Annotated in this window: 16 protein-coding genes; 8 read left to right on the forward strand and 8 right to left on the reverse strand. The window is 50.3% G+C overall.

Features of this window, described 5'->3' with window-relative positions; all coding sequences use genetic code 11:
* The first annotated feature begins 14 nt into the window (after nt 1-14).
* The 4 genes from arsM to H6585_10440 are packed head-to-tail and all read left to right on the forward strand — an operon-like array spanning nt 15 to nt 2,348.
* Entirely contained in the window at nt 15-872 is an 858-nt protein-coding gene (gene arsM / locus H6585_10425) for an arsenite methyltransferase (GenBank protein MCB9448747.1), read from the forward strand.
* On the forward strand, nt 869-1,528 hold the full coding sequence (locus tag H6585_10430) for an aquaporin (GenBank protein ID MCB9448748.1): 660 nt from the start codon (nt 869-871) through the stop codon (nt 1,526-1,528). Before arsM ends, H6585_10430 begins: the two co-directional genes overlap by 4 nt.
* Before the next feature lie 10 nt (nt 1,529-1,538).
* A complete protein-coding gene (locus tag H6585_10435; GenBank protein MCB9448749.1) occupies nt 1,539-1,907 on the forward strand; it encodes a DMT family protein in 369 nt (122 codons plus the stop codon).
* 12 nt (nt 1,908-1,919) lie between these two features.
* A complete protein-coding gene (locus tag H6585_10440; protein ID MCB9448750.1) occupies nt 1,920-2,348 on the forward strand; it encodes an arsenate reductase ArsC in 429 nt (142 codons plus the stop codon).
* A gap of 2 nt (nt 2,349-2,350) precedes the next feature.
* Here the strand turns inward: H6585_10440 and H6585_10445 are convergent, their stop codons facing one another.
* From H6585_10445 to H6585_10455, 3 genes are all read right to left on the reverse strand, one after another.
* Nucleotides 2,351-5,398 carry a hypothetical protein gene (locus H6585_10445; protein ID MCB9448751.1) on the reverse strand — a complete coding sequence of 1,016 codons (3,048 nt, stop codon included), beginning with the start codon at nt 5,396-5,398 and terminating at the stop codon, nt 2,351-2,353.
* A gap of 49 nt (nt 5,399-5,447) precedes the next feature.
* Nucleotides 5,448-5,975, reverse strand: a complete 528-nt coding sequence (locus H6585_10450; protein MCB9448752.1) for a hypothetical protein — start codon at nt 5,973-5,975, stop codon at nt 5,448-5,450.
* A gap of 152 nt (nt 5,976-6,127) precedes the next feature.
* Entirely contained in the window at nt 6,128-6,832 is a 705-nt protein-coding gene (locus H6585_10455; GenBank protein ID MCB9448753.1) for a hypothetical protein, read from the reverse strand.
* Between the two features lie 283 nt (nt 6,833-7,115).
* Between H6585_10455 and H6585_10460 the strand changes: the two genes are divergently transcribed.
* From H6585_10460 to H6585_10470, 3 genes are read left to right on the forward strand one after another with little or no spacing between them, the layout of a single operon-like run.
* Entirely contained in the window at nt 7,116-7,949 is an 834-nt protein-coding gene (locus H6585_10460; protein ID MCB9448754.1) for a hypothetical protein, read from the forward strand.
* A gap of 48 nt (nt 7,950-7,997) precedes the next feature.
* The gene (locus H6585_10465; GenBank protein ID MCB9448755.1) at nt 7,998-9,173 is read left to right on the forward strand and encodes a toxin-antitoxin system YwqK family antitoxin; all 1,176 of its coding nucleotides are present in this window, start codon (nt 7,998-8,000) and stop codon (nt 9,171-9,173) included.
* Between the two features lie 19 nt (nt 9,174-9,192).
* Entirely contained in the window at nt 9,193-10,005 is an 813-nt protein-coding gene (locus H6585_10470; protein ID MCB9448756.1) for a mechanosensitive ion channel, read from the forward strand.
* Between the two features lie 12 nt (nt 10,006-10,017).
* On the opposite strand, the gene H6585_10475 is transcribed toward H6585_10470, so the two are convergent.
* The 5 genes from H6585_10475 to dnaE all read right to left on the reverse strand — a co-directional run bounded on the left by H6585_10475 (nt 10,018) and on the right by dnaE (nt 16,432).
* Nucleotides 10,018-10,974 (reverse strand): succinylglutamate desuccinylase/aspartoacylase family protein, encoded by a 957-nt coding sequence (locus H6585_10475; GenBank protein MCB9448757.1) that lies wholly within the window; start codon nt 10,972-10,974, stop codon nt 10,018-10,020.
* Nucleotides 10,975-10,979: 5 nt separating this feature from the next.
* Nucleotides 10,980-11,438 (reverse strand): ATP-dependent zinc protease, encoded by a 459-nt coding sequence (locus tag H6585_10480; protein ID MCB9448758.1) that lies wholly within the window; start codon nt 11,436-11,438, stop codon nt 10,980-10,982.
* A 12-nt stretch (nt 11,439-11,450) separates the two neighbouring features.
* A complete protein-coding gene (locus H6585_10485) occupies nt 11,451-12,395 on the reverse strand; it encodes a DUF58 domain-containing protein (GenBank protein MCB9448759.1) in 945 nt (314 codons plus the stop codon).
* 117 nt (nt 12,396-12,512) lie between these two features.
* Nucleotides 12,513-12,830: a thioredoxin gene (gene trxA, locus H6585_10490; protein ID MCB9448760.1), complete on the reverse strand. Its 318-nt coding sequence runs from the start codon at nt 12,828-12,830 to the stop codon at nt 12,513-12,515.
* 95 nt (nt 12,831-12,925) lie between these two features.
* Complete coding sequence (dnaE, locus tag H6585_10495) at nt 12,926-16,432, reverse strand: DNA polymerase III subunit alpha (protein ID MCB9448761.1); 3,507 nt, start codon at nt 16,430-16,432, stop codon at nt 12,926-12,928.
* Nucleotides 16,433-16,663: 231 nt separating this feature from the next.
* Between dnaE and rpsP the strand changes: the two genes are divergently transcribed.
* The gene (gene rpsP / locus H6585_10500) at nt 16,664-17,194 is read left to right on the forward strand and encodes a 30S ribosomal protein S16 (GenBank protein ID MCB9448762.1); all 531 of its coding nucleotides are present in this window, start codon (nt 16,664-16,666) and stop codon (nt 17,192-17,194) included.
* The last annotated feature ends 7 nt before the right edge of the window (nt 17,195-17,201 follow it).

Here is a 17,201-nt window from a genome sequence, read left to right on the forward strand (position 1 = left end):
GAAATAAAGCGATCATGAAAAACGCAGAAGAACTTAAAACGCTGGTACGAGAAAAGTACAGCCAGATTGCGCTTCAACAAAGCGAGGGCGATACCGCATCCTGTTGCGGGTGTGGTTGTGATACCAATGAGGTATACAACATCATGTCTGATGACTATACAAGACTTGAGGGGTACGAACCCGATGCGGACCTGGGCCTTGGTTGCGGCATTCCCACGGAGTATGCAGGGCTCAAGCCCGGACAGGTGGTGGTGGATCTCGGATCAGGTGCCGGAAACGATGTGTTTGTGGCCCGCTCCGTGGTGGGGGATAAGGGACATGTTACCGGGGTCGACTTTGCGCAACCCATGCTGGACAAAGCCAGGGCGAACAAAGCCAAACTCGGATTTGAAAATGTGGATTTCCGGCTTGGAGAAATAGAAGCCTTGCCATTGCCGGATGCTTATGCCGATGTGGTGATCAGCAATTGTGTATTGAACCTGGTTCCGGATAAACAAATGGCATTTGCGGAAATCCTGCGGGTACTGAAACCGGGTGGATATTTCTGTATATCCGATGTGGTTGCCTCAGGCGAACTGCCTGCCAAAGTGCGTGAAGCTGCTGAAATGTATGCAGGTTGCGTGTCAGGTGCCATTCCAAGATCAGCCTACCTGGAGGTGATTGCCAGGGCCGGTTTCCAGGGTGTCGCTGTGAAGAAGGAAAAACCCATTCTGGTTCCGGATGAGATCTTGGAACGCTACCTCACGCCGGATGAGATTGTCGCTTTTCGTTCCTCCGGAGCCGGTGTATTCAGTGTAACCGTGGTCGGATTGAAAAGTCCTTCAGCGGAACAGCTTGAGCAGGCTTGTTGCTCAGGAGATTGCTGCGCATGATCCGAAAGCTGCTGGCCGAATGGATGGGCACCTATGCCTTGGTGTTCTTCGGTACCGGTGCCATTATGGTGAATCGGTTCCATGAAGGTGTGTTGGGTCACATGGGTGTTTGCATCGTGTTCGGCCTGGTGGTGATGACCATGATCTATGCCGTGGGTGATATTTCGGGTGCCCACCTGAACCCGGCTGTCAGTCTTGGGTTTTATGCGGACGGACGGATGAAATTCCCTGAAATGCTGACGTATTCAGCGGTACAACTCCTGGGAGCAACCTCCGCAAGTTTTACGTGTAGCCTGATGTTCGGTGTGCAGCACGGACTGGGAGAAACCGTTCCGTCAGGAGGTCTTTGGGGCGCAGCCTTTGGAATGGAAACGTTGCTTACGTTCATCCTGATGTTTGTAATCCTGCGTGTATCTACCGGTAGCAAGGAGAAGGGAATTACGGCAGCCATTGCGATTGGGGGCGTGGTGACCATGGCAGCAATGGTAGGCGGGCCGGTTTCAGGTGCATCCATGAATCCCGCCAGATCGTTCGGGCCTGCACTCATGTCCGGTAACTGGGAAAGTTTCTGGGTATACCTCGCGGGGCCTTACCTGGGCTGTGTAATGGCCGTCATGCTCTGCCGTATCTTGCACGGTGAAAAAACATCCTCTTAAAAACCGACTCATGAAGGCACTGCAAACCATCGGACTACTGCTTATATCCAATTCGTTCATGACCCTGGCATGGTATGGGCATTTGAAGTTTGCCCATTGGACACCGTTGCAGAAAGCCGGCCTGTTCTCAATCATCCTGATCAGCTGGGGCATTGCATTTTTTGAATATGTATTCCAGGTGCCGGCCAACAGGTTCGGGTACGCCGGAAACGGAGGCCCATTCAATGTATGGCAGCTGAAAGTATTGCAGGAAGTAATCACGCTCACCGTGTTTGCCATATTTGCCTTGTTGGTTTTCCGGACGGAAGCGCTTCGATGGAATCACTTGGTGGGCTTCGTTTTTCTGATACTGGCTGTATACTTTGTCTTCAAAAAATAAAAGATGGATTCGATGAAAAAAATACCGCATATCCTTGTCTTGTGTACCGGGAATTCCTGCAGGAGTCAGATGGCGGAAGGGTACCTGAAAATGTATGGAGGGGGCGCATTGGAAGTAAGCAGTGCGGGTACCCATCCGCAGGGGCTGAATCCGAAGGCAGCCCGCGTCATGCTGGAAGACGGATTGGACATCAGCCAGCAAACCTCCAACCATGTGGACGAATTTCTGAACCGGTCGGTGGACGTGGTGTTGACCGTTTGCGATGATGCGAAAGAGAATTGCCCGTTTTTTCCCGGTGATGTGAAACGGATCCATCATGCATTTTCGGATCCTGCCAAGGCCAGCGGTAGTGAAGAGGAGATCCTGGAATCCTTTCGCCGTGTGCGGGACCAGATCAAGGCCTACTGTAAGGAGTTGGCATCGGAAATCGTGGGTGGCTAGCACTATTCGCCGCCGCCGTCATCCTCTTCGACGGGTTCATTCAGGAAGCGGAACTGGTAGTTGTTTTCTCCTCCGACATTGATGTCACGTTTTTTCTCGGTAAAGGAGAAATCCACATTGAACGTGTCAAACCCGTTGAATTCGATCAGGTACGACTCCTTGTCGATGGTGAAGCGTTCACCGAAAATATTGTTCACGCTTATGGTATAATACCCGGCCTGTGGAACGCTCAGCACGTAGTTGCCGTCTTTGTCGGTCAGTACAGAAAACGCTTCACCTATTTCGTTGGTGGCGGTCACCCGGATGCCTTCCACTTCGATGTTGCCATCACTGCTGAAGCGGTCGCGGGTTAATACGATTTTTCCTTTGATTTTATAACTGGCGGCGAATGGAATGAAAAGCACGGTATTGCTGTTCACTACAACAGTTTGTTCGTTTCCGTTCACGTTGTACAGGTCACCCAGGTTCACCAGCGGTGTGAAGGAGAAGCGATAGGTTCCTTCCGGCAGGTTGGTGTAGGAAATTTGTCCGTCCGGACCGGTGAGCAGTTCCATTTGGGCGAAGTTGCCATGACCTCTTTCCTTGTCGTATTTCACCCGTTTGATGTCGGTCAGGATGTTGGCGATCAGTGGTTCTCCCTCATCCTTGATCTTGTTTCCGTTCAGGTCTTTGAAGCAAACCACTTTTACATCATAGTACTTCAGGCGTGGTTGTGGAATATCGAAAGCCTTCCTTACACCCAGGGAGAAGTTAAATGTTTTGAAGCTTTGCCTTCCTTCCTCTATGTCCACCCATGAGTTGATAAAGGCATTTCCCTGACCGTAGAAATCCCAGCCGGAACGGTTTCTAACATCCAGCCTCAGATTGATGCTGCTGTTTTCCCTGGCGGAAGGCATGCGAATGCTGTAGTTCATGAACCCCGAAACTTTGACAGTCTTATCCATGAAATACCTTTCATAACCAGGGCGGAGGTAGAACACCTGGTTCACTCTTCCTGTTTGCAACAGGTATTGTGCATCCACCACGTTCAGGGAGCCGTACACATAATATGCACTCAACATCCAGTGTCGTACTTTGTAACTCAGGCTGAGATTGGTGCTTAAGACGGGTTTGTTAAAGTTAAATGAGGGAACACTGTCGAAGTCCGTCTGTTTGATTAGAGAGTAGCCAATGATGGCACTCGGTGTTAGGGTTTGGAATGCTGACAACGTATATCGGGCGGAACCATAAGCACCCAGGTATGTGTTCCGGATGACTTTGGTGAAATTGTAAGCGGGATAGTACAGGTTGCTGCTGGTTCTTCGGAAATTGGGACCGAATTCATAGTACATCCGACTGGATTTATTGACAGACATTGTGAGGCGCACCATGTCGTGAGTGAAATGGCTGCCCTGGTAATACAGTACATCGGGGAACCGCACGCTGTATTGCTGGTAGTGATCTAGCAAGAAATTCAGGCGCTTGTGATTATCGATCATGTACATGGCGCCAATATGTCCGTTCCGGTTGCCACCACCACGTGCAAAGAACCGCGTACTTGCAGTGGCTGTGCTGTTGATCCGAAGTTTTTTGGTGCTGTAGTTATAGGATAGCCTCCATCTCAGACCGTACAGGTTGGTGTCAAGGGAAGACGGTATGGTTGCAACCTTATGGTAGGCGGTTCTGCCAAGGATCAGGCTTCCGTTAACGCTGTGATGTTTAAGGAATGAAGTTCCGGATTGAATAAGGTATGCGATTGAGTTGGAGTGGTTGTATTGGTTGTCTTCATAACTCACTCCGGTATTTACCCTGTACTTTTTCATGAGGGTGAGGTTTGTGCCTGCCGCGTAGGTATAAATGGGGTAGAGGATGTTGCGGAAAGCAGAACCATAGACACTGTAATCCTTGTTGATTTTATAATCGGCGGAGATGCCCCGGCCATTTGCGTTGAAGATGCCGGAAGAAGTGATGTTATCTCCGGCGATTATGTTCCATTTCGGGTCGCGGTACCTCACATACGCGGTCAGGTTTTGTGGGTCGGAGGAAAACTTCGTTGAGGATTTTCCGGGAGAGAACAATACGTTCCGCATGTTGAGCATGTAGTTCACTTCCCGGAGCTGAGGAAACAGTACCGAACCAAAAATCGAACTGTTGATTCTGGGTTGTGCGGTGCTCATCAGGTTGTAGAATTGCACGTCCATGTTGAGCGGGGTGGCCGACTGTTGTTTTTTGTTGTAGTAGTTGTTATCAACCTGTTTGAACCATACCGACTCATGCATCACGGAATAGGCGGTGGAAGCTTTCACCGTTACGGTTGATTCTTTCCAGACCTGCTCCAGGTAAGAAGGTGTGTCTTCATCTTTGGTGGCGCTTCCCACGGTGAAGGTTAGCGTGGTATCCTTATATGGTGCAACCTCAATGTATCTGGATCGTTGATTCGCGTTGAACTGCGGCATCACCAGATTTTTGCCAACTTCAAATTCAAGATAGATCACCTCCGGGGTATTGCCTTTGTTGGAAATGATCACGTCAAAATTGACATCATTATAATAGGTATTGAAGTACACCACGTTGCTGCTGGTGGTGATGCTCCATCTGCTTTTGCGGATTACCTTGATGTAGCAGTCGGCAGTGTAAGCTGCATTTTTGGTTTTGAAAGCCGCATTGATCACATGTGCCATGCCTCCTTTTGCATCACCGGGAATGGAAATGCGCATCGGCACATATACCGTTGCGCCCGGTTCGATGGTATATGAATCTTTGGCGGTATACGCGACATTCCACCCCAGGGGGGCAAAAATTTCCAGTTTACCTGTAATGGTGGTAATTTCCCTGTTGGTGATTTTCAGTACATCAAAAATTGTCGAGTCAGCACTTTGTTCGATGTGGTTTTTTGTGAAAAGCATCACCCTGTTACTGTCAGGGTCGGGAGCAGGATCAATGGCGGTTGTGTCGGCAGGAACAACGGCGGAAGAATCGGTGACGGTTGAATCCATGGCTGGAACCGAATCCGGGGGTGGTATGTTCAGGCTGTCCTGGGCATACAGGTTTGATCCTCCTGTCAGGACCATAATGATAAGAATTGATATCGTACGCCAGTACATATCCGGAGGAATGCGTTTAAAATTGTGGTATCAGAATCACTTCGATTTCTACTGTGTAGTAATCCGGCGTCTCACCCAACAAACTGCCATTCGCTATGCCGGCCTGATATGAAAGATTCACCTGGCATGTGCTCCAATCGCAATTGAGATGCCCGGCGAAATTTGTATCCATTAAGACCTCACCGGCCACAGTCAGGTCCTTGTATCCATAGTAATTCGCATCTGCAGGATCCAGTCCGAGGTTATTTGTTGCCTCCACCTGGATGGTATTCAGATTTAAGGTATTTGCACCGCTTCCCTGGATCGTGGGCTGTGCATTGTAGGAATCGAACTCCAGGGACCAACCCGTAAGCGTGGAGCCCACGATGGGCGGCTCGGTGGGAAGGTCGGCGATGGTAATACCCAAGGTGGTACCGTCGGTAATCTCAATGCCGTCCTGATATTTTTTTATGGTGTTGAAGTAAAAGGGGATGTCTCCGCCGGAGAGTACGCTAAGTCTTGCTGTATTGTAATCCTGAGAAAAGCCAGGCACTGAAAGAAGCATGATGCAAAGGGTTAAGTAAAATCCTGCCTGTTTCATCCTTGGCTATTTGGGGGGTAATTTGAAAATACGGGTTAATCGAAACAATCCCTTTAATACGTGGAACCAGCCGCACCGTACACGGGCGGCTGGTTTTCACGCATATCGTTTTTTGATTAGTTGTCGGTTGACAATTCGAACAACACATTGGTCACATACCTGTCTGGGGTAGGTGAAGGTTGTTGATCAATCAGCTTTACCGTGTTCATCGGGTTTACTGTGAACGCTTCAGCAGTACCACAGCGCCAGACCAGGGTAAAGTCGTTGTCAGTTGCATCACCCGCATTTGCACTGGTAGCGTCATCATTGTCCTCGAGCAGGTCAACGGGATACGTTTCCAGGGCAGTGCCGGTGTTGTCATTGTCAGTAGGCGTACTGAACAACTCCGCGCCGGGCGTGGTGGCTTTTGCAAGACCCGAACCCTCGAAGTTGTGGGCGCCATTGTTCACAATGGTGAATCCTACGTTGTCGAGTGCCAGGGTATTGGCCGGATTATCTGTTCCGATGAAAGTGGCTTCTTCCGAACCGTAGGAAAGCTTCCAGCGGGTGGAAGATGCTACGGTGAAATCGGTTTGGTAGAATCCGTCGGATGTGGCTGGGTTGGCAGATGTAGAGGTAGCAGCGTCACCTGACAGACCATTTTTATAGTCGTCAATGGTGTTGAATACAAATTCAATGTTACCCCCGTTTGTAATTGTCATGCGCAACACCTGGTTCAGGTTGACCGCCACCGGAACTACGTTCCTGTCGCGAACTGCCTGACCGAATGTTACAGATGCCGCTAAGGCAAATGCAACTGTGAAAACAAGTGTCTTTCTCATAATGGTGTTTGATTGGTTAATAAAAGGTTTTTGATTTCGGACATAAATGCTACGCTTTTATACCGCTATGTTATAATCAGGGTTACATAGAATTCGGCGTCTTTGGTTAATAAGTGATATGATTTTCCCAATTGCTTCGATGAGTGCGCCCTGAAAGTCGTTATATTGATTCCTGTAAAAGCTTCAATTGAAGCCTTCGTGCCTGATTGTTATATGGAATTTTTAATTTTGACCGAAACGGACCGGTTGTTGCTGTATGGCAATTAACCTTTTTTATGCCTTTATGATCAAACCTGCCAAATTCAATCATGTCACCCGACTGGGAGTTTTTTTTGCATTGAATGCCATCTGTATAGGGCCTTCCGCATTTGCCCAGGACTTTGAGGTGTCACCAGTCGTGATCAATTTTGAAGTGGAGCCGGGAGGAATTGCCACTCAAAAAGTGTTGATCCGCAATCACGCCAATACCGCCCAGCATTTCGAATTCAAGCTGGGCGATTACGAAGTGGATGAACACGGTTCAAAAAAGAGACTTCCGCCGGGGACCAGCCCTAAAAGCTGCAGCGACTGGATCAGCGTGAACCCTTCTTTTCTTGAACTCAAACCCAATGAAGAAACGGAAGTGAATGTGATCATGGCGGTTCCCAAAAGCGGCACGGATACCCGGTGGGGAATCATTTACGTGCAGGCAGCCACCGAGCGTACTTCACTGGATGTGGATAAGAATGTGGCAGCCGGCGTGCTTTTGAAACCCAGGATTGCTGTTTTCGTGAGCCAGTCTCCGAAGTCCAATACAAACTGGAATGGCAAACTCGAAAGGTTGCACGAAGTTCCCAATGCCCGAACCCCAACATTGCGCACATTTGAGGTGCAGGTGAACAACACCGGCGATAAAATGCTGGAGGCACGTGTATATCTGGTACTGGCAGATGTGAATACGGGAGAGGAGAAGAAATACCCTGAAACCAAAAAAACCATGGTACCCGGAAGCAAATCGGTATTCAAGCTATCCATACCAAAAGAAGATATCAAGGCTGGAAAGAAATATGCCCTTGCCGCGGTTATGGATTATGGTCACCGATCTGCCCTTGAGGCCGTTCAAATCATGATTGAGTAAATGTTCCGTTTACACCGGAAAAGGTTCATTGCCTGCATCTGTTTGCCGATGTTCCTTGGCCTGGTTCAGGCCCGGGCGCAGGAGGTCCAATCTACCTATTATGATGACGCGCAACAGCACGTTCGTGAGGCTGTAGAGGTGATCATGAAAGACGGTCAGCCGGTTCGCAATGGTAGCTACCGAATCTTTTATGAAGACGGTACCATCTGGCAGGAAGGTCAGTACAATGACGGCCGCATGATCGGTCTTTGGAAGGACTATTATCCCGGCGGCAAAGTCAAGCAGGAATTGAACTACCTGGATGGGAAGCTGGAAGGCACCACCCGGATTTACTTTGAAAATGGCACCCTTTCGCAGGAGGTGCCCTATCACAACGACCTGGTGAACGGACAAGTAAAGATATACCATGAGAACGGCCAATTGCGGGAATCAACCTTGTACGAAAACGGCCACCTCAACGGGATATCCACCGCTTACTATGAAAACGGCAGGATGTATTTCAGGAAGTCCATCCGCCATGACCTTGAAAGCGGTCCGCAGGAAGTATGGTATGAAAACGGGCATATCCGGGAACGTTCGTTCAAACTGAAAGGAGTGTACGACAGTCTTTTTACCGGGTATTACAAGGAAGGTCCCGATGGTTCCCTTCAAAAGGAATGCTACTATAAGAACGGACTTCTCGATGGACCCTTTGTTGGATATCACCCCGACGGTTCCATCATGAACAAGTGTACCTACATACACGATACCATTCAGGGACTGTATGAATCCTTCTATCCATCCTCACAGGATTCAACCCGAACCGGTGCAATCATGCCCAATGAAAGGGGCATGTACGAACATGGCAGGCGAGAAGGGCCATGGAAATTCTTTTACCCCAACGGCGTGAGGTATATCGAAGGTCAATACAACCATGGATTGTATGAAGGTGAATGGCGGGTATACTATCCGAATGACACCCTCAAACAGGTAGGAAGCTATGAGCACGGCAAGGAAACCGGCTTGTGGAAGTTTCTTGATCCGGACGGATCGCTGGCGCGCCAGGGAAGTTTCTTAAACGGAAAGCGCACGGGGCATTGGGAAGTATATTATAAGGATGGCACGCTGAGGGCTGAAATCAACTATGATGAGAACGGCGAACCCGACGGCGTGTACAAAACTTATTATGAGAACGGAAGCCTTGAGGAAGAAGCCACCTATGAGCACGGTGAAAAAGTAGAATAGCCATATAAAACGATTGAACATGGAAAATTTTGAATGGAACCCCCAGGCACTGATTGACTCGGGAACCAGTGTGGGATTCAAGATCCTCGTTGCATTGCTGGTTTGGATGATTGGTTTGTGGGTGGTGAAAGCATTGGTAAAAGGCGTAAACAAGCTGATGGATAAGCGTCACCTGGACCCATCCTTGCAACCTTTCCTCAGGAGCGTGATCCAAACCCTCCTGAAAATCCTGCTGGTGCTGAGCGTGCTCGGTACACTAGGCATTGAGATGACATCCTTCATTGCATTCCTTGGTGCTGCGGGTATTGCCATCGGCATGGCCATGTCGGGCACGTTGCAGAACCTGGCGGGAGGTGTGATGATTCTCATCTTTAAACCTTTCAAGGTAGGTGATGTGATTGAGGCCTCAGGGTACACCGGCACCGTGAAGGAAATCCAGATTTTCAACACCATACTGAACACACCTGACAACAAAACCATCATCATTCCCAACAGCGAACTCGCCACACATTCGCTGGTCAACTATTCGACCGAGGCGAAGCGCAGGGTCGACTGGACCGTCGGTGTAGGATATGGTACCGACCTTTCCAAAGCAAGGGAAGTACTTCTTGCGGTGCTGGATGCCGATCCGCGTATTCTGAAAGAACCCGTACCGCTCATAGCAGTTGCCGCACTGGCCGACAGCTCGGTGAATTTTACCGTACGTGGCTGGGTGATGGCAACCGATTACTGGGCGGTGTTCTTCGAGGTGAATGAGAAGGTGTACAATGCCCTGAACGGCGCAGGTATTGAAATTCCGTTTCCGCAGGTGCAGGTACACATGCAGAAATGATCATTGTGACATTCAGGATTTTTTGCGAGCGACCTTATCGGTATAGCCGATGTGGAACAGGGCATCTCCCTGGTTCACCACCGGCATGTGGTTCACAGCAATGATGTAACCTCCTTCTCGGGCGCGGATCTTTTGGGTGAAGTCACCGAACGGACCATGTAGCAAACCAAGAACGGTTCCTTTCCTGCAGAAAACACCGCTTTCAACCAACGGGTGAAAAAGCCCCGCCACCTTGGCCCTGATCCATCCGCTTCTTTGCAGCACCACCACTTCGTTGGGAGCAGGTGCCTGTCTGATCATGCCGAAGTGTTTGAGGAAACGAAGGGCTCCGTTCACACCTTCTGTGATGGCATGTTCACTAAAACGCAGCGATTCTCCGGCTTCATACACCATCACGCGTTTGCCCATCTTGGTGGCGTACCACCGAAGCGACTTGTCCCTGAGTGGTGAATTGATCACGAACGGTGCTCCGATCGCTTTTGCCAATAGGTCGTTTTCTTTTCCGTCGAGCACACATCGTACCTGCGGGAAGTTACTGCGGCTGGCACCTCCGGTGTGAAAATCCATGATGTGATCCACTTTCGGAAGGATTTTGTGTACGAAATGCCAGGTAACGCGGCTGGCCAACGAACCTGCCCGGTTTCCCGGGAAGCTTCGGTTTACATCCTTTCCGTCCGGTACGGCCCGCGAGAAGTTGATGAACCCGTACACATTCAGAATGGGGATGGCGATCACGGTACCCCGTGTTAGTTTTTTAAAATATTTCTGTACGATCAGCCGGCGGATGATTTCAATCCCTCCTGCTTCGTCGCCGTGCATGCCAGCCAGGAACAGCACGATCGGTCCTTCTTTTTTTGCACGGTACACCTGGATGGGTATATCAATCGGGGTGCGGCTCGGCAGGTTGGCAATGTTTAATGTAAGTACCTGTGATTCGCCGGGGGCAATGGTGGTTCCTAAAATCTGCATGGAGGTTAAATGTCAGTCGTTTTTTTCCTGAAGGAAAGCAGGGTCTTGTTCACATCTACCACGAAACGGCTGCGCAGGAATTTTCTTCCTAACAATACGGGATACTTCAGGTCGCTGCGATTGGAAAGGGACATTTCCAGCGGGTATTCTTTTCCGAATACAATCACTTTGGTGATGATAGTAATCCTTTCTTCCGATGTTCCGAATGAGTTTTTAATCACGCGCCGGGTGTGCACAGGCAGGCAATACGCCTTTTCATTGTATTGCGGGTGCTCGGGGTCCAGCAGGTTGAAGCGCACCCATTCGGCGCCATCTCTATCAATCACGGTAAGGTTGTGGCAATGAAGAGCGGATGTGTAGGCCCCGGTATCTACCTTGGCATCGAGGTCTTCCAGTTTCAGTTCCGGCAGATCGATGCGGTCTTTCCGGCCGATAACCGGTTTGGGTTTCCTGATCTTCTTCATGCCTGGTTGTGGCTAATACAATTTGCCGCGTTTAATAAGGTAGGGTAGCAGTACCTGCCGGAAGCCCTGCCTGATGTCTGCATCCACAAATTCAATCCGGTACTGGCCGCACCGGATCTTCAGTTCTTTCAGGAAATGTGCGATTTGTTTTTTATAGGCATCCCTCACTTCCCTGGGATGGAGTTTCAGCTCGCGCCCGCTTTCCACATCTACAAAACGGTAAGGGCGGTTGGCGTAATTGAATTCGATTTCCTTTTCCCGGTCGGTTACATGAAAAAGGATCACCTCGTGCTTATTGTGCCTGAGATGTTGAAGCGCGGAGAACACCACTTCCGGGTCTCCGGCCGATTCCATCATGTCACTGAAGATGATTACCAGCGAACGCTTGTGTAGCTTTTCGGCGATTTCATGTAGCACGCCTGCCGCCGCGGTTACCTTGTGTGCATCGCCCGGGATAGGGATCAGCAGTTTTTCAAGTTCGTGATAAAGACGCTTGATGTGCAGGTTGTTGCTTTTGGCCTCGGTGTGCAGCTCCAGTTGTTCCGCAAACAAACTGAGTCCGATGGCATCCCGCTGTTTCTTCAGCAGGTTGATCAGGGATGCTGCGGCATACAATGAAAATACCACCTTATTGATGGGTTGCCCGCTTTCATTGAATTCGTCAAACGGGAAGTACATGGACGAAGAATTGTCGATCACGATCTGACACCTCAGGTTGGTTTCTTCTTCGTACCGTTTCACAAAAAGCTTATCGGTGCGACCGAACAGTTTCCAGTCCAGGTCACGGGTGGATTCTCCTTTGTTGTAAATCCGGTGTTCGGCAAATTCAACCGAGAAGCCATGGAACGGGCTTTTATGCAGGCCGGTGACAAAACCTTCCACCACCTGGCGGGCGATGAGTTCGAGGTTGCCGAAGTGCGGCAACGACAGCAGGTCGATCTGTTCGGTTTTTGCCATGTGGCCTGAAAGGTAACAATAAATGGTGTATTGGTGCGGTGCGACCCGTTGTCTGAAAGTAAAAGGCCCCGTTATCTGGTTGGATAACGGGGCCTTTCGGATAAAGGTAGTTCGTTGTTATATCTGTGCGTCCAGCTTACCGGCCAGGATGGATTTGGGGGCGGCGCCCACCTGTTTGTCCACCAGTTCGCCATTTTTGAACACCAGCAAGGTCGGGATGTTGCGGATCCCGTATTTCATCGGCACCTCTGGATTCAGGTCCACATTCATTTTACCGATGACCGCCTTGCCGTCGTAATCCTTGGACAGTTCTTCAACGATGGGGCCCACCATCCGGCAAGGTCCGCACCACTCCGCCCAAAAATCAACCAGCACCGGCTTGTCGGAATTCAACACTACATCCTGAAAGTTCGCGTCCGTAATTTCTAAGGCCATGATCGTTTGATTTTAAGGTTTTAAATTAATTCTCGGCACCCGGTCTCTGTCAAAATCCCTGCCATTACAAAGATAGTGACAATCTGACACAAGTGTTAGTTCAGTTTGAATTCCACCACGGAGATGGATTGAAGCGATTGAATGAATTCCGGACTCAGGTTCACCGCTTTCTTTTTGGATGGCATGGCGATGCGCCAGTTCTCCTTCCGGTCGGTGATGTTGATCTGTACCTTGCAGTTACCCGGGTGTTGATCGATGATTTTGGTGAACTGTGCCACCAGTTCATCGGACAGGTCTTGCAGGGAGAGGTTGATGTGAATGGTCTTGGCCATTTTGTCTCGCACCTCTGACAGAAGTTGCATGTCATGGATGGCGAACTCGAGCGAATCACTGTTCCTGAAACGGGGTTGCACCTTGCCTTTGACAAACACGAATGTGCCGGTTTCGAGGAGGTGTTTCAGTTTCATGTAGCTTTCATTGAACAGGGTCAGGTTGATCGAGTCCGAGAAATCTTCGAGTACGATCGAGCCGAACGGTTGTCCGTTCTTGGTGGTTCGGTGCCTTGCGGAGATGATGATACCGGCCACAGTCACATCTTTGTTCTTGAGTGCATCCAGGTTTTTCAGGTCTTCCACTTTGAACTTACAGAAGCTTTCGATTTCGAGCTTGTAGTCGTCAAGTGGGTGGCCGGACAGGTAAATGCCGGTCACATCTTTTTCTTTCTGAAGCCGGTCCAGTTTGCCCCATGTGTCGCAGTCGGGTAATTCGGGTTCGGGGATCTGCAGGATGCTTTCATCATCACCGAACAGGGAGGTTTGTGCATTGGCTTTGGCCTCCTGGTAAGAGCTTCCGAACTTAACTACCTTTTCCAGGAAAATGGGCGAATCCGGGTTGTCCTGGAAGAAATACTGTGCCCGATGGGTGCCTTCAAAGCTGTCAAACGCACCGGAGAGGGCCAGACTTTCCAGGCATTTCTTGTTGGCGGCCCGGAGGTTGATCCTGCGTGACAGGTCGAAAATGTTCTGATAATGCCCGTTTCCTTCGCGTTCTTCGATCAGTGCCTGCACGGCACTTTCGCCCACACCCTTTACGGCACCGAGTCCGAAGCGGATCTCTCCTTTTGGGTTCACAGTGAATTTCATGGCGCTTTCATTCACATCCGGACCGAGCACTTTGATGCTTTGGCGTTTGCATTCATCCATGAAGAAATTGATCTTCTTGATGTCGCTCATGTTGTTCGTGAGCACGGCGGCCATGTATTCGGCCGGGTAATTGGCTTTGAGGTAAGCGGTCTGGTAGGCAACCACCGAATAGGCCGCTGAGTGCGACCGGTTGAAGCCGTAGGATGCGAACTTGGCCATCACGTCAAACACCTCTGCGGCCTTTTTCTCTTCGATGCCCTTTGCTACGGCGCCTTCCACAAACACCGCCTTTTGCTGCTCCATCACATCGTGTTTCTTCTTACCCATGGCGCGGCGCAGCAGGTCGGCAGCTCCAAGGGAGAATCCGGCCATGATCTGGGCTGCCTGCATGATCTGTTCCTGGTAGACCATGATCCCGAAGGTGTTTTGAAGGATCTCTTCCAGGAGCGGGTGGGGATATTCCACCTTTTCCTTCCCGTGTTTTCGGGAGATGTACAATGGGATAAACTCCATCGGCCCCGGGCGGTAGAGGGCATTCATGGCGATCAGGTCTTCGATGTTGCTCGGCTTCAGGTCACGCAGGTAGGTGCGCATCCCTTCCGACTCGAACTGGAATGTGCCGATGGTGTCGCCCCGCTGGTAGAGTTCGAATGTTTTGTTGTCATCAAGCGGAATAAGGTCCGGATCGATGGTAATCCCATGCCTGCCTTTGATGATCTGGATGGCATCCTTGATGATGGTCAGGGTTTTCAATCCCAGGAAATCCATCTTCAGCATGCCCGCATCTTCAATATACTTTCCGTCGAATTGGGTTACCCAAAGGTCACTGTCTTTGGATGTGCAAACGGGGATGTACTTGGTGATGTCATCCGGTGCGATGATGATGCCTGCTGCATGGATGCCGCTGTTGCGGATAGAACCTTCCAGTTGCTCGGCGAGGCGTAGCACGTTCCCTTCCATGTCGGGTTTCTTCCGGGCGGCATCGAGTTCGGATACTTCTGCGAACGCTTTTTTCAGGCTGATGCCGGGCGTTTCAGGTACCAGCTTGGCCAGGCGATCGCTGTCGGGCAGCGGGTAATCCATCACCCGTGCCACATCGCGAATGGAAGATTTGGCGGCCATGGTACCGAAGGTGATGATTTGCGCGACCTGGTTTTTTCCGTATTTGTCCACCACATAATCGATCACTTTTTCCCGGCCTTCATCGTCGAAGTCGATATCGATATCGGGCATGCTCACACGCTCGGGATTCAGGAATCGTTCGAAAAGCAGGTTGTATTTGATGGGATCGATGTTGGTGATGCCGACGCAGAAGGCCACGGCCGATCCGGCTGCAGATCCGCGTCCGGGGCCCACCGCTACGCCGAGGTCACGACCTGCGGCAATGAAATCCTGCACGATGAGGAAGTAGCCGGCGAATCCCATGGTTTTGATCACAGACAGTTCATAGTTCAGACGTTCCTCCACTTCGGCCGTGATCTCCTTGTAATGCTTTTTTGCTCCTTCGAAGGTGAGGTGTTTCAGGTAGTCATCTTCTGTAAGGAAGCCCTGTGGCAGGGTGAAGTTGGGAAGCAGGATGTCGCGTTTCAGTTGCGGCGGGGTGATCTTATCAATAATCTCGTTGGTGTTGTCAAGTGCTTCGGGAATATCGCTGAAGATCTTGTTCATTTCCGCCTGGGTCTTGAAAAAGAACTCGTTGTTGGGAAAACCGAAGCGAAAGCCTTTGCCATCTCCAACGGGGGTGTTTTTGAGATCCCCCGTGTTTACACACAGGAGGATGTCATGGGCTTCGGCGTCTTGCTGATCGGTGTAATGTGAATCATTGGTGGCGATCACCTTGATGTCATATTTCCTGGCCATCCGCAGCAGCGCCTGGTTCACATCTTCCTGGCTGACGCCGGTGTTATCGATATTCTTGAGGTTGTGGCGTTGCAGTTCGATGTAATAATCGTCGCCGAACTGATCCAACCACCACTGCAGTTTCTTTTCGGCTTCTTCCTCGCCTTTATAAATAATGGTTTGGGGAATTTCGGCTCCGATGCAGCAGGAAGTGGCGATCAGTCCTTCTTTATATTGGGATAGAATTTCCTTGTCGATCCGGGGCCATTTGCTGTACAGCCCGTCGATGTATCCCAGCGAGCAAAGTTTGGCCAGGTTGCGGTAGCCGGCTTCATCTTTGGCCAGGAGGAGTTGGTGGTTTCGGGCGTCTTTGTTTTCTTTGGTGAAGCTTTTGCGAAATCGGTCTTCGACGAGGTAGAATTCACATCCTACGACGGGTTTGAGGCCCTGCTTGCCTGCCTCTGCCACAAACTTGAAGGCGCCGAACATGTTGCCATGATCGGTGAGCGCCACGGCGGGCATGCCGTCGGCCTTGGCTTTTTCCATCAGTTTAACGATGTCGGAAGCACCGTCGAGCAATGAAAACTGGGTATGAACGTGCAGATGGGAAAAGGTTGGCATGGCTGGAAAATTGGACGTAATCGGACCTGATTGCTTCCTTGCAAAAATAGGAAACAGGGGGGCGGGGATGAAGGCTTGTTGAAAAGTAATGAAAAACAGCGCCTGCAAGGGTCGGGTCGCTCCAAAATACCTTGCAAGGGAAAAGTTCCTGAAAGTCTTGCTTGTTAATGTTTATTGTTGCATCTTTGCACCCCATTTTATGGGGAACTAAAAGAAACCTGAATCGATCGTATGTCAGTAAAAATCAGACTTCAGCGTCACGGAAGGAAGAAAAAAGCCTTCTATCATATTGTAGTAGCAGACAGCCGTTCGCCACGTGATGGCCGGTTTATTGAAAAGTTGGGAACGTATGATCCTTACCACCAGGAAGCAAAAGTGTCGATCAACTTCGACAGTGCCCTGGGATGGATCCAGAAAGGTGCGGAGCCCAGTGATACCTGCCGTGTGCTTCTTTCTGCAGAGGGTGTGATGTACAAGAATCACCTGCTGAGGGGTGTGGCCAAAGGTGCCCTTACCGAAGCGGACGCTGAGAAGAAATTCAACGATTGGGCAACAGGTAAAGACAAGCGTGTATCTGATCGTGCACAGCGTAAAACCGACAAGCGCGATCAGCAGATCAAAGCCAAAGCAGACGCCAAGGCAAAAGCTGAAGCAGAAGCTGCAAAGGAAGCTGAAGCTGCCGCTGCTCCTGCTCCTGCCGAAGAAGCTGCTCCTGCAGAAGGTGCACCTGCTGCCGAAGGAGAAGCTCCCGCAGAATCCTAATCACCGG

Source organism: Flavobacteriales bacterium (assembly GCA_020635855.1).
Taxonomy (GTDB): domain Bacteria; phylum Bacteroidota; class Bacteroidia; order JACJYZ01; family JACJYZ01; genus JACJYZ01.

Bases quoted from the DNA above. Each gene is read 5' to 3' on its own strand.
- arsM (MCB9448747.1), top strand. From the start codon at position 15: ATGAAAAACGCAGAAGAACTTAAAACGCTGGTACGAGAAAAGTACAGC.
- H6585_10430 (MCB9448748.1), top strand. From the start codon at position 869: ATGATCCGAAAGCTGCTGGCCGAATGGATGGGCACCTATGCCTTGGTG.
- H6585_10435 (MCB9448749.1), top strand. From the start codon at position 1,539: ATGAAGGCACTGCAAACCATCGGACTACTGCTTATATCCAATTCGTTC.
- H6585_10440 (MCB9448750.1), top strand. From the start codon at position 1,920: ATGAAAAAAATACCGCATATCCTTGTCTTGTGTACCGGGAATTCCTGC.
- H6585_10445 (MCB9448751.1), bottom strand. From the start codon at position 5,398: ATGGTCCTGACAGGAGGATCAAACCTGTATGCCCAGGACAGCCTGAAC.
- H6585_10450 (MCB9448752.1), bottom strand. From the start codon at position 5,975: ATGCTTCTTTCAGTGCCTGGCTTTTCTCAGGATTACAATACAGCAAGA.
- H6585_10455 (MCB9448753.1), bottom strand. From the start codon at position 6,832: ATGAGAAAGACACTTGTTTTCACAGTTGCATTTGCCTTAGCGGCATCT.
- H6585_10460 (MCB9448754.1), top strand. From the start codon at position 7,116: ATGATCAAACCTGCCAAATTCAATCATGTCACCCGACTGGGAGTTTTT.
- H6585_10465 (MCB9448755.1), top strand. From the start codon at position 7,998: ATGTTCCTTGGCCTGGTTCAGGCCCGGGCGCAGGAGGTCCAATCTACC.
- H6585_10470 (MCB9448756.1), top strand. From the start codon at position 9,193: ATGGAAAATTTTGAATGGAACCCCCAGGCACTGATTGACTCGGGAACC.
- H6585_10475 (MCB9448757.1), bottom strand. From the start codon at position 10,974: ATGCAGATTTTAGGAACCACCATTGCCCCCGGCGAATCACAGGTACTT.
- H6585_10480 (MCB9448758.1), bottom strand. From the start codon at position 11,438: ATGAAGAAGATCAGGAAACCCAAACCGGTTATCGGCCGGAAAGACCGC.
- H6585_10485 (MCB9448759.1), bottom strand. From the start codon at position 12,395: ATGGCAAAAACCGAACAGATCGACCTGCTGTCGTTGCCGCACTTCGGC.
- trxA (MCB9448760.1), bottom strand. From the start codon at position 12,830: ATGGCCTTAGAAATTACGGACGCGAACTTTCAGGATGTAGTGTTGAAT.
- dnaE (MCB9448761.1), bottom strand. From the start codon at position 16,432: ATGCCAACCTTTTCCCATCTGCACGTTCATACCCAGTTTTCATTGCTC.
- rpsP (MCB9448762.1), top strand. From the start codon at position 16,664: ATGTCAGTAAAAATCAGACTTCAGCGTCACGGAAGGAAGAAAAAAGCC.